Consider the following 12,876-nt stretch of genomic DNA (forward strand, 5'->3'; position numbering starts at 1 on the left):
ATTTAATCACTTGCCAATAACCTTTTTGATTTATCATTTTTTTGAAAACATTTCTGCTGCAATGAATTTAGAAGATTACTATTTAAAATTTGTAAAAAGATATCTATTGTTTCTTTTTAGCTTATTTATGTTTTATTCAATTTTTATCCTTTTATATTTTAAAGATATTGTCATATCAATATTTTTAATTTTTCTCAGTTTGCTTTATCTTCTGATAATAAGTGTGGAAAAAATCACGGTATTATTTATAAAGCATCTGAAATCAATGACCTTAGTTTCTTTTCTTTTATTAACATTCACAACAAGTTTCCTTTTTCTTTATACGTATAAACGTGCCGGAGTAGAATACTTTTATCTGTGTTTATTATTCACTATTCCTCTGTTCTTTAACTTAAAGAAGGATTTCTTACTGATATTCTTTATATCTTTTATAATATGTATTAATTTTTCGGTCTGTCTTTTCTGTGACTGTGGGTTTATAATAACAAGCCGTTTTTTAAAAAACTATTATGATTTTAAGCTTCTGAAGCTCATTAATTTTTTCTTTTTACTGGCCATTTTTTTTATAGATATGCTTTTTATTTCTCAAAAAGATATTCTGATTTCAAGTTTAAAAGAAAGCAGACAGGATATGTACGCCGATCTTAAAATGCTTACGAAAGCAAATAAAAAACTTAATAATCAGATAAGTAATCTTGCAATTAAGGAAGATGATTTTCACGGTGTTTATAATTTGGCCAAAGACAATTCCCCCTTATTTATGGACAAATTTGATGCGCTATTTCCTCACTTCAGATCTGAATTATTAGCTATATGTCCTTCTCTTATCGATTCTGAACTGCATTTTTGCGCATTGATCAAACTGGGATTGGATGGACAAAAAATCTCTATGTATACCAAAAGTTCTATAAGAGCTGTTGATAGCAGAAAGTACAGAATCCGGAAGAAGCTTAATATTCCTCCCAAAACAAGCCTTAAGGAATTTATAGAAGAACTGCAGAATATGGCAAGTGAAGGTGTTGTATAATTCGTTGAGATAAACTCAATATTACCGAAAACTTATATTTGTCATTGTAAAACAGGAATCTCAATAAAACTGTCATTAAACCAATGAATAACCAACGGTTCTTTTGCATCGGCAATGGTTTCGGCAGTTACTGTTTTTCCACTTCCATAATTCAGTTCTGAAAAAGGATTTTTATTGACATTGAGTACAACTACCAGCCGGCTTCCCTTCTGCAATTGTTTGCTGATCAGATGAGTATTTTCAAAAGTGATCATCTCTTTTTTACCAGGGGTCAATAATTGTCTTTTAGTATTGTCTTTGGCATAGCTTGCGCGGCCGATGTAGTACGAAAGATGAAAATATTTACCTTCCGGGGTGAGTTCGTAAAGGGTTACTCCAAGATCTACGTCTTTTTTATTAATACTCAGTCTGATATTTCCCAGAAATGATCCGTTTACCAGCATAGCCTTCAGGGGTTCACTTATGAAAATATAACCGTTACCGGATACATTTTCCCGAATGATAGGGTCCGGATAATAATCATTATTGCTGACAGTACGGTCTGCAAAATCTACTTTCTGAACTAAATATGTACTGGATTCAGGTTTATTTTGACTTAGCAGGTATCCTTCATCACTCACTTTAGCTGAGCTTAGATAGAATTTCAAATAGCGGTTGTGCATAGCCTCCAGTGAAGAAGCACTTCGCCATTCATCTGTTCCCATAACCTGATAGTTTATTTTATCTTTCAAAAAAGCTGGTTTTTCAGCTCCTTTCAGTATGTAATTCAGCCATTGGTAGGTATATTCCTTGATCGGAAATAAAGCCTTTTTACTGACAGTATATCCGTTAATGGTCTCCTGTCCTCCCATTTGTGTTCCGAAATGTCCGTAAGGACCAATTACCAGATAAGCCGGTGTCTTGGGACTGTATTTATTGAGCTCGCGCAGATAGTAAATTCCCGAATTCTGAGAATCATTATAATAGCCGTCAAATGCCAGCACAGGAATATTAATCCTGGCAAAATCCTCTTTATAGGGAGCCATATTCTGCCAGTAAGAATCAAAATCGGGATGGCTGATCCAACGCTGAAAAAGGCGGTTCGGTGTACCATCAATACTATCCATCTTATGATAGGCTGCTCCAGCTTCCCACCATTTGAACATCATATTCCGGAATCTTTTCCGGTCATCACCTGTCTTGTTATCCAGATATTTATTGTTGCCTACATAAAATGACCATTCGTAATTGGGATTGATAAAGATATTATTTTCCATAGGGAGCCCCATCCCCGGGCGATTGGCAACATAAGGAACAATCGTTTTCAACGCAGGATGCAGCTTTTTAGCGGCTGCCCATTGCGTGAAGCCATTGTAGCTTCCTCCATACATTCCTATTTTACCATTACACCATGGCTGTCTGCTGATCCAGTCAATAACATCATAGGCATCATTTCCATCGGTTTCGTACGGATAAATCTCAGATTTGCTGAAGCGCTTCCCTCTTGTATAAGCCATAACTCCTACATATCCTTTATCTGCAGCTTCCTTAAGCGACTGTATATCCCGTCCCTGATCTCTTACATAGATTGTAAACTGCAATATTACAGGTCGTGGAATATTGTCATTTTTTTTTCGCACTACCATTGCGGAAATTTCTGCTCCATCTCCTGTACGGATCATCACACTGTCCTGAATACTGTATATACCCTCTTTTTCCTGCTGACTTCCCCACAATGTTTGCTGAGCATGCACTGGTGATGTCAGCAAAAGATTCAATATAATGAGAATAACTGTATATACTTTCATGAGGTTATTTTGAACAATTACAATTAATACTGTTTTCTGTAAACATATTCATGTCTTTTAATCCATCTCTTTTCTCCGGAAAAAAGTATATCTTTTTGTGTAGAAAATAATGTTTTCCCTAATGTATAAGTCTGCCTGATGGTGGCTTCTTTGCCTTCGTTTCCATCCTTACCTTTTCTCTCAGTGGTGATTTTCATATCTCCATTGGGCAGTTTTATTCTGGAAACCAGCTTTTCCTTACCTATATATTGTCCATCTTTTGAGATGGTAACGGTATCCGTTTTATTCGCACTTTTTTCTTTGGGATAAGTATGAACGAAAAGAAACGTATGGGTTTCCGGAATTCTTTTTATTTCAATATCGGCAGACATTGTATAAGGTTTTCCTGAACTGTAGTCCAGATAGGTTAATTGTCCTGTCCAGTTTCCTTCCACTTTCATAAAATCATTGATAAGCCGGTTCGATTTTTTCTGAGCCTGACAAAGGGATGTGATTAACAGGCAGAAACTCATGATTAGAATATTGGTCAATTGCTTCATATTTTTTTGATTCATCACAGCTTTCAACATTTTTCTGTCTTCAGATAAGAAAACGGGTTATGTGGATACATTTACAGGTAAGACAATTCTCTTTTCAGAAGTATTACATTTTGTTTTTTTAAAGGCTTTTACAGCATAAATACTCCTAATGAACTGAAATTTAAACAGCAGCTTTATAATTTCTTTTATACCAGATCATGAACCCTATCCAGATTGCCAATAATATGGTAATTAAAATCAATTCCTTTTCATGGAGTCCATTTCTGAAAAAATTATTCAGCGAATGAAAACCAGCTACTGCCAGCAATGAATAGGTGCTGCTGTATACTTTTCCAATCCCCCAGGTTCCCAAAAACAGGACACCGAGAAAAATCATATTGGAACCGGTGAATTCAAAGTTCAGGTGCCAGATAAACCATAAAACAGCGATAATAGTTATGCTTTGAAGCTTTGGCAGATCTTTCAGCTGTTCCTGCAAAAATCCACGCCAACCGATCTCTTCCAGTAATCCATACACCAAAACAGTGAAAAGCAGCAAAAAAGGAAATTCAGCTTCCTGAATATAGGTTACTGTTCCAATAAGTACTATTGGAAATATCCAGAAAATGAGCAATGGCAAAAGTATATTCTGATAGTTTCCTTTTAAAGAGAGTTTTAACGGGATATTGAATACCATAGCAGAAGCAAAGGCGCCTAAAGCCGGACCAATTCCACGGAGTAAAATCTGTATCAACTGATTATCAGTAAAATGAAACAGGTTGGTTTTAACAGCCAAATAGCGGAACAAAATGGCGATGGCATAAAAAACAGAGATACTCAGGAATCGTTTTTTCTCTTTCATAAAAGTTTTTATTTGAATATTAGAATATTCAAAACTAGCAATAAGAAAGCGAAATAAAATTGACGATGGGTAAGTTTTACTTTTTTGTAACTCTTTTTCTGAGGCGGCTCAGACTTTCTGCTGTCAATCCAAGGTAAGATGCTATTATTTTCAGAGGTGTACGCTGAAAAATTTCCGGACGCTGGCTGATAAGATTGAGATAACGCTCCTTTGGACTAAGTGTCAGAAGGTTGATCTGATCCTGTTGTTTTCGTAAGAATAGTATTTCAGGGATCGCTTTACCAATCCTCAATCCTGTTTCATTCCGGGAATACAGCTCATTAAGATCCGGATAGCTGATGGACCATAATGTACAGTCTTCCAATGCCTGTGTTTTTATGCCTGAAGGCTGCTGTTTAAGGAAAGAGAAGTAATCGCTCATAAAGCTCTGCTCATATAAAAGATTGATGCAAATATCCTTTTTCCCGTTCCATACAAATAAACCAACAGAACCAGCGGCAACAATATTCAAATATCTTTCTACCCCATCATAATCTTTTATAACATTATTTTTCTCAAATTCTCTGACTGTTATTTTTTCTGAAAAACGCTCCCAAATATTGGTTTCAGCATTATAGTAAGGTGCAAATATTTGCTGGATTTGTTGCGGAGTGGGCATATTAAGCTTTTAATTTCGGTAAAAATAATAAATATATATGGAAGATATTATTCAGATTATAAATATAGGCTACATGCGCTGAAGTATTCGATGGCTGTGATGTTGAAAATAAATAAAAGGACAAATCATAAATGATCTGCCCTTTTTGAATGATTCAGAGATTTGCAAATTCCGATCATCCTTCCTTTTAAAAAACCTCAAATTATTAATCTGCTTTAAGTGTATATTCTTTTATTGTGAATTTTTTCAGTTTTAATACATTTTATTTTCCGCATATTTATAGACGGTCTTTTCATCCCATGCAAATAACTGGACAGAGGTATAGGGAGGGATATCATATTTATAACCAGCCTTTTCTATAATAAACAATTGCGGTTTCTCATAGTGGGTATTTAATATCAGTATTCTTTGTCCCCGGAAACATTCTTTTAATATAAAAGGTTCCGACGGATCCGTACACCTAATAACTAACATTCTATTTTCGGAATCATAAGACTGGACCCCTGGCTGCTGATCAATCATCCCATGGGATAATCTTATTCTGTCGTCTTCATGGGTAATCTCATCATTAAGAAAGGCTAAACTTCCATCCGCAATAAACAACGTATTAGGGTCTTCTTTTTCAGATTTAAAGTTTCCGCTAGCCTTCACTGAACCTTCTACGGTTAACTTATCGGTATCATTGGATGGTCTGCCTATACCAATCCTGTGATCCTTTCTGTTAAAATTAATACCTTCCCAATCATCATAGCCACTTGAATATTTATAATACTCGTCTTTTAACGCTGCTAAATATAATTTATCATTTTCATTATATATACCGGATTCTCCCCCCTGATAGTCGTCAACGATAATTAATCCGTTACCTGTATAATTCGTAAATTGCTGATTTAATATAACAGCATTGGTCAAGTTATTCCAGGTGTTAACATTAGACTGACTGAAATCTTTAGATGTCCATATTTTTCTTTCAGTCATCCATTGCCCATTGTCTGATCTTGTCTGGCTTAAATAAAAATCCTGTTCCGTATTATTATTGTCAGCTGGCCCCATTATTTTCCACGCTTTGTAGGAATCAGTCCAACCCTTAAAAATTAAAGAAGAACTCCAGCCTAATTGCTTTGTAGAATGGAATAATGGCAAGACTTTATGATTAAGTGCCGATATTCCTGAGTTGGGTAAATCAGGTGAACCATTTCCACCCAATCCATTACCCTGTACCCTGGAATCTATTATCCCCATCCCCATTCTTAGTCTGTCGAATGCACTTCCATCCTGTCTATAGAACCTTGTCCAGTCTCCATTCGTGTCATTGAAGTTTAATACATCCGCTAAAGTAAAATTATAAGCCAGATCCCAAAGAGCTATATGTGAAGGGGTTAAATTCTCTTTATCCCATACCTGAATCCAGCCGTAATCACCTCCGGCTTCTACTCTTTTATATCTGAATGAGTTGCCTCCGGTCATTTGAACGGCCATTTCTCCGTAATAGCCGGCAGAATTAGCATGAAGCATTTTAAATCTATACCACCAGTCATCCGTAGGGCACCCTTGTGCTTTTCCGTTCGTATTTATATACCCCGCTACCTGACCGTAAGTGGCATTTGCCAAATCACTTTGTCCTCCTGAATTTGCCATTTTACCAATAATGGTAGGGTTACTCTGCAAACCATTTGATGAATCTATCCAGGTATTCGTTGCATTATTTCCGTTTTTATTTGCTTTGAGATCCAGACTATCATCAAGAGTGGTATTATTCCTTAAATCAAGTACAGGTGTAGATGCATCTTCTCTAAAAAATACAGAATTATCTGTAAGATTGTTTGAAAAGCTTCTTAAAGTGACATCAATATAAATTGGGTTGGATGCCGGATTAAATTTATGTACATTAATATAAGGTCTGCTTTCTGCTGAATCATAAAAAATCTTTGGTTCAACATAGATCCATTGTCTTATGTTACCAAATACCTGGGTTATTTTAGGTTCAAATCCCCAAACCCCTCCGGTATTAATTCCATAAGTAAATTGCATTTCAATGACTCCTATTGCATAACCATCATGGTAAGATGAATTGACTCTGACCGTTACATCGCCTACAGTCCACTCAGGTAAATAGACCCTATTTACCATTGTACCTGTATATGCCGGGCTTTGCCAGAAATACGTTTTCTTTTTATTTTGATTATTATTAGCAGATGTCGTCATTTCAACCCAATCCGTCCAGTAACTTCCACCTATAAAAGCTCTTTTAAAAACTCTATTTGGCTGGGAATCGGAAGCACCTGTACCGTAAGTAGTAGCTGTTTGACTTGCCCATCCTGTATAATGATGCTCACATGTTATAAAAAACCATTCTGTTGTACCTGTAGGGGAATGACCTAAACCACTTCCTTTAAAAAATCCGGTTCTTTGTAAATCATTTAAGTCCGTTCCGGATATATCAATAGAGCTGCTTCCGGTACTTAATTTAACGAAGCTATCCGGATTTGATGTACCCCAGGTATTATATAATGCCTTCCATTGATTAACATCCTGCTGGGCAAAGTCTCCCGTATTCCAATAGTCAACAAAAGACTGATATCGGGATACTCCCTGAGAACTTCCCTGCCATTGTCTTAGTCCAAAACCATTTTTATTAAATGTAATAAGGTTTTGATTGCCTCCCGAGCCATCCTGGTACCCTCCAAAATGCAAATAGTCGGCATAAGGATAATTACCATCATTATTCCAGGACGTAAAACCAAATTGTAATTTTTCTGTTAATGCGTTTGCCGGTTGTATAATCCTGTTATCCCAATATCCTAAATAATGATTCCAGCCATTAATTTGATTCTGTGTAATATTATACACCGGATGAGTTTTTGGAATATAATTATCAGGGTTAAAATTATGTGAAGTCCATATATTTCCGGGCACTCCATTTTGATAATGCGTCAAACCATATCTGGACTGTAAATTTAAATAGTCCAATCCAGCCGTATTACCAATATACATTGTATCATTAAGTGCTGCAATGATTTGAGAACCATTAAGGGTCTGGCTTAATAAACTATTTGATGATAATACAACATTAGGTACTATTAGATTACCTGTCATGGTATCACCTGATTTGTTTACTTTAGTGTCGGGGTTGAAATTAAGAGAATGCCATACCTCTCTCCATGGACCGTAAGTTCCACCAACATATCCTCTGAATGCCAGACCTGTACCCCAAACGTTAGCAGCAATTTCAGTACCTTCATTAGTACTTCTCATTGCTTTTATGACCGTACCATAATCATAAGGTCTATGTTGTGCATTATCATTAAATGAATAGATACCGGTCTGATATGCTGAATAGGTGTCAAGATCTGAAAGTACAGGTATATTTAATCTGCCTAAACCATAGTTATGATAATCTTCTAAAATTCCTTCATGCCAAACTTTATTATTTTTATACTGAAGCAGACTATCATTAACTACTAAAGCAGTTGCAGGATTCCAGGGTGAATCATCCCAACCAAGATAATGATAGACAAAATCTCCATTTTCGGTCAATGCTCCTATTCCTGCAATTCTATTTCCACTCCCATCCTTGTTCTGCCACCAGACACCTGTAGCATTTCCTCCTACATTATTCTGCTTTAAAACGATATCTCCATTGGAAGAAATTATTCCGCCTCCTGTTAAAGTTCCTCCACCTAAAGGCAGGTAATTGCCTAATTGTCCTGATAAAGCAAAATCTGAAAGAGATCTATGTCCTCCCCCACCTAATAGTATATAAGAATCATCCGAGCCTGATTTTACATATCCTTTAGCCAATAAATAATTGAAATCAGAATCATCAGTATTTCTAAAATAAAATTGATTTGAATTTCTCAGACTTATAGTTCCTGCATAATTTCCAGGTTGATGAAAACCTATCGCCGGATATAAGCCAGAGCCGTTACCGTTAACCATAATAGCAGATTCTGAATAACTATTTCCAGTAGCCCCATTAAATGTTTTTTTTGCATCAACAGTTTGTTGGGTATTCAATGTAACATAATTATCCAGATCAGCTTTTGCTACCGGATTAGGGAGATTAAAGGTAGTCCAGAAGTCGTAGGCTTCTCCCCATTTGTCTGAATCATAATCCTGTTTTACAAAGCCTATTCTGTTGTTATATTTGGATGAAACAATAGCCGTCGATTTTTTAACATCACTTCCTGTATAAGAAGACATCCATAATACATCGGACCAACCCATATTGGAAAACCCCATCTGAGCAGCTTCCAACATCTGGAGTTTTAATTTTCCTGCTCCAAAATAAGCAGAATTTGGTTTTTCCTGTCCTCCGCTGATATAATCAGCACCCAGATAATTGTTTATATTATACTCTTTATGTTTCCAATCTCCAGAATTACCATCTGCTTCAGAAAACACCCTCCCGTTACTTTGTATAAAAAACTGATGACCCGTAGCGCCTGCATCACCAAAGTGAAAATTAATCCCTTCACCTAAGACATGCCCGCTTCCTTGAAAATAAGATATGCCATAATTATCTGCATTCGCAAATGACCAGATTCTGTTCCTTTCGTTTACTTTGTAGAATCTGTTTTGAAAGCCTTCGTCAGATTGAACAAACCCTCTTGAATGTATTCCATGAGCAGGAATAAATTGGGAATCAGAGTAGGAAGGTGAAGCAAGCAGACCGCCTGATAAAATGACTTGCGCCCCGCTACCATTCAGCCCGGCTATAGGTTTATCTGAATCTAAGGCCCAATATCCTCCAACATCCTTCTTTTCCCAAAATGTATTTCCAGAAATAAGTTCTTCTTTTGTAAGGAGATGCTTCAGGTTAATTTGGACTCTCTTTGTTCCTCCCGGATCCGTACTGTCCGTGATTGAAGTCACTCTGTTTCTTCCCTGGTCTAAACCTCCGTATCCTACTGTTATTTTTGCATCAAACCCTTGCCAGTATCCCATACCAGGAAACCAAACAGCCAGTTTACCATTGAAGTTTAAGCATATTACATAATTAAAATAATTTAAAGTAGAATAGCCTCCTTCTGATATAATAGTATCATTGTAAATATACCCCTGAATTTTAGCATCTAAAGGTAAATATTGACCATTACTGTACATATTCCCTTTCATTTCCAAAAGGAACTGGTCTCCATATGTTACTGAATAATCAATATCGGTTTCAATGAATGTCCCCTGTGGAAAGTTTCTTCCGGAATGAAACCAGGAATCCTCTTTTTTCCTAGAGTCATAATCATTCCCTCCTCCTGTTAAGAAAAAATTATCAGAAGAACCATTCTTTCTAAAGCCTTCAGCTTTTACATAATCATAATGATTATTGGCTCCCACTCCAAAATGGAATCCATCATTTCTTAAAGTAAGCGCAGAAGATATATATCCTGTTTTCCAGAATGTTATTCCCGGTTCTGAGCCATCATCACTTCTCACCCACAGATTATTGGCATGTTCATCAGGCACACCAGAACTCATAAAAGATTTGTGACCATATACAAACTGATTTGTACTTAAAGTCATAATATCTAAATCAGCAATAATCTCAGCTTTTGTTCTTTGGGATATTTTTTTTGTAGTAGGATTCCAAACCAATACAAAGCCTGCATCGTTTGGAACACTTTTCACAATAATTTCGCCTTCTATGGCGATGTGATTATTAAAATATTCAGGTGCGATCATTAATCAAGTCTTGCGGTTAAAGTAATTCTATATTCGTTCGGAGTAAGAGGTGCCAGAACATCTATTTGCACATCATTTGCTGATGTAGGGACACAGCTTACATTAATTTTTCTGTTATCAGTATTACGGTAACAGATGTAGTCAACATTCCAGGTATTCCAGTTATGAGTAATGGAAAAACTAGCAGAAGAGCCGTCTCCAATATCCCATGTCTTTGATTTGATCTTTGCATCCAAAACAGCTTTTGTCGCTTTCGGAGTCATTGCTTTACTGTTATCAATTCCCGCAACGGCTTCAATATCTGTAGCTATTTGAATGAGTCCTTTCACTGCATCTGTAGCATCTACGATATCAGGAATCCCTTTCTCTATAATCTGATAATTTCCGGGAACATTTGAAGCATTATCCGTATTGGCAATAAGATGGTCACCAATAGAAACAGGTTCATTACCCACCCATCCGTTTGCAGTAATGACCCACACCATACCTGTTTTAATGGCTGCAGATGTAATGGGTGACGGAGCTGCCATTGAGCCTTTAACAGCAGAAGGGATATAGCCTCCCGGCTGATAAATTAATGCTCCTGTAAGGCTTTGTCCTATGAAATTTTCAATATATGATCTGATCTTATTGGAGGACCATGTAAAGGTACCCGACTGAATGGCATCGTTCAGGAAAATAGAGACAATATCAGCATTGGTAAGATTTCGGCCTGCTATTTTAATAACATGCCCTGAACTGTTGGTCAGAATCTGACTCAGCAGCAGAAGCCCACTTGTCTGATCTGTCTGAAAGGGATTATTTGTCAGCGGATAATCAGGATGTACATAATTTTGAGCAAGATTAATCCACTGGGAACCGTTCCACTGATGCAGTTCATTTTTATAATCAATGATCCAGCCGGGAAGGGCTTTATCCGTATTGGGAAGTGTATCAAAATATTGAAACCGGGTATGTTGCAGCTCTCCAAAAAAATTGTCCTGATGTGCGTTATTACTTATTACTGCGTTATTATTCATAGCTTTATTTTTTTATGGTTTAACTTTTAAAATGAGAATATTAATTGGATTAACGGGGTCGCTGAACATCTTAACCTCAATGACTTGATTGGTAGCGTAGTCGTCAATATTTATTTTTTTACCTGTAACACTGTCCCGTGCTTGGATGATCACGTTTTCTGTTTCAAGGGTATTGGGAAAAACGGTACTTCCTGTCACCTGCACTATGGCACTTGTAGGAGTCTGTGAGATTAGTAATACTTTATCGTAAACTTGCTTATTAAACTCCTGTTGATTTTTTGGACTGCCTAACCCACTGTAGTCCAGTAAGAGTTTTACTTTATCTTCCCTTGTCTCTCCTGAGACAGCTTTCAAAGCTTCGATATCATCACGGTTTTTTTTGATGAAATTGACAATTTCCTGAAGTTCATCTAAAGACAGGTCATTGGATAAGAGAATCTCTTTAATTTTTCTTATCTCCAGCTCCAGGTTTTTATCTGCATCTTTCAGTACATTCACAAAACCATCTGTCTGTGTTTTCGTGTACACATTGCCCGATTGATCAGAGCTGTCAACCGTAGCAGCATTGCTGATCCCGAGTTTAGCCTTCCAGCTGCTGATATGGGTCGAGGTTAGATTACCGGCATCAAGTAAAGCCAAATATTCAGAATGAGCCTTTGGATCTGTTAAATGTTCTTGAAATGCTTCCGCACTGGCAAATAAGTGAAAAATTTCTTCAAGCCCTTCAATACTTTTGAATGGGATTGGGTCATCTTTATGATAAAAAGATAAAAATGTTTCTTTAAACTGCGTTTCTGTGGGAAAATCTCCAGTTTCAAACCAACTGAAAATTGTATTTAATGGTGTACTCATTTGATTATTGAAAATTAGTTTTGATAAAATTGATAATTCGGGAAAGGATATAATATTGATAAGCCGATCACCCCAAATGGAATTTTCTACTTTATTGAGTGATTTGATTTTATCCCTCTTATCAGACTATTCTTTAGTGAATTGTTTATAGGGTCATCACCAGGAAATTATGTATGCTGTCGGTAGTCTGTAATTTTATTTTCATATCAACAAAATCACTTATACTTTTTATTATGCTTTTTGCCTGCTTTCTTAGTTTAATACTCTTTGAGTGCAATGACTGTCTACATTCTTCAGAACTCAAATTTCACTTTTCTTTTGTTCTTATAAAAGTTTTCTGACCTCTCTATTCTGTAGTTGCAGTAACCTTTATTTTTTTGAACCGGATGATACTGCCCGTAATTTCAATGTTCAAAATTCATTTTTTTTTAGTTCCTGTGAAAGTTTTTTGGCCTCTCTGTTCGGTAGCTGCAG

Annotated in this window: 8 protein-coding genes; 1 reads left to right on the plus strand and 7 read right to left on the minus strand. The window is 36.4% G+C overall.

Going from position 1 to position 12,876, the window contains the following annotated elements:
- The first annotated feature begins 571 nt into the window (after window positions 1–571).
- On the plus strand, window positions 572–1,027 hold the full coding sequence (locus tag AC3FI7_RS06095; RefSeq protein WP_343658673.1) for a helix-turn-helix transcriptional regulator: 456 nt from the start codon (window positions 572–574) through the stop codon (window positions 1,025–1,027).
- A gap of 41 nt (window positions 1,028–1,068) precedes the next feature.
- Here the strand turns inward: AC3FI7_RS06095 and AC3FI7_RS06100 are convergent, their stop codons facing one another.
- The 7 genes from AC3FI7_RS06100 to AC3FI7_RS06130 form a co-directional block, all read right to left on the minus strand.
- Window positions 1,069–2,814 (minus strand): CocE/NonD family hydrolase, encoded by a 1,746-nt coding sequence (locus AC3FI7_RS06100; protein WP_491461649.1) that lies wholly within the window; start codon window positions 2,812–2,814, stop codon window positions 1,069–1,071.
- A 23-nt stretch (window positions 2,815–2,837) separates the two neighbouring features.
- A complete protein-coding gene (locus AC3FI7_RS06105) occupies window positions 2,838–3,353 on the minus strand; it encodes a hypothetical protein (protein ID WP_491461650.1) in 516 nt (171 codons plus the stop codon).
- Window positions 3,354–3,513: 160 nt separating this feature from the next.
- Window positions 3,514–4,194: a CPBP family intramembrane glutamic endopeptidase gene (locus AC3FI7_RS06110; protein ID WP_491461651.1), complete on the minus strand. Its 681-nt coding sequence runs from the start codon at window positions 4,192–4,194 to the stop codon at window positions 3,514–3,516.
- 76 nt (window positions 4,195–4,270) lie between these two features.
- Window positions 4,271–4,852 carry a Crp/Fnr family transcriptional regulator gene (locus AC3FI7_RS06115; RefSeq protein WP_142722732.1) on the minus strand — a complete coding sequence of 194 codons (582 nt, stop codon included), beginning with the start codon at window positions 4,850–4,852 and terminating at the stop codon, window positions 4,271–4,273.
- Window positions 4,853–5,104: 252 nt separating this feature from the next.
- A complete protein-coding gene (locus AC3FI7_RS06120; RefSeq protein ID WP_343658677.1) occupies window positions 5,105–10,531 on the minus strand; it encodes a pyocin knob domain-containing protein in 5,427 nt (1,808 codons plus the stop codon).
- Window positions 10,531–11,550, minus strand: coding sequence for a hypothetical protein (locus AC3FI7_RS06125; RefSeq protein ID WP_142722730.1), 1,020 nt, complete (start codon window positions 11,548–11,550; stop codon window positions 10,531–10,533). Before AC3FI7_RS06125 ends, AC3FI7_RS06120 begins: the two co-directional genes overlap by 1 nt.
- Window positions 11,551–11,562: 12 nt before the next feature.
- The gene (locus AC3FI7_RS06130) at window positions 11,563–12,402 is read right to left on the minus strand and encodes a hypothetical protein (RefSeq protein ID WP_142722729.1); all 840 of its coding nucleotides are present in this window, start codon (window positions 12,400–12,402) and stop codon (window positions 11,563–11,565) included.
- Between the last annotated feature and the right edge of the window lie 474 nt (window positions 12,403–12,876).

The organism is Chryseobacterium sp. TQ-BC-N36 (genome assembly GCF_058382295.1).

Bases quoted from the DNA above. Each gene is read 5' to 3' on its own strand.
- AC3FI7_RS06105 (WP_491461650.1), bottom strand. From the start codon at position 3,353: ATGAAGCAATTGACCAATATTCTAATCATGAGTTTCTGCCTGTTAATC.
- AC3FI7_RS06130 (WP_142722729.1), bottom strand. From the start codon at position 12,402: ATGAGTACACCATTAAATACAATTTTCAGTTGGTTTGAAACTGGAGAT.
- AC3FI7_RS06100 (WP_491461649.1), bottom strand. From the start codon at position 2,814: ATGAAAGTATATACAGTTATTCTCATTATATTGAATCTTTTGCTGACA.
- AC3FI7_RS06125 (WP_142722730.1), bottom strand. From the start codon at position 11,550: ATGAATAATAACGCAGTAATAAGTAATAACGCACATCAGGACAATTTT.
- AC3FI7_RS06095 (WP_343658673.1), top strand. From the start codon at position 572: ATGCTTTTTATTTCTCAAAAAGATATTCTGATTTCAAGTTTAAAAGAA.
- AC3FI7_RS06110 (WP_491461651.1), bottom strand. From the start codon at position 4,194: ATGAAAGAGAAAAAACGATTCCTGAGTATCTCTGTTTTTTATGCCATC.
- AC3FI7_RS06120 (WP_343658677.1), bottom strand. From the start codon at position 10,531: ATGATCGCACCTGAATATTTTAATAATCACATCGCCATAGAAGGCGAA.
- AC3FI7_RS06115 (WP_142722732.1), bottom strand. From the start codon at position 4,852: ATGCCCACTCCGCAACAAATCCAGCAAATATTTGCACCTTACTATAAT.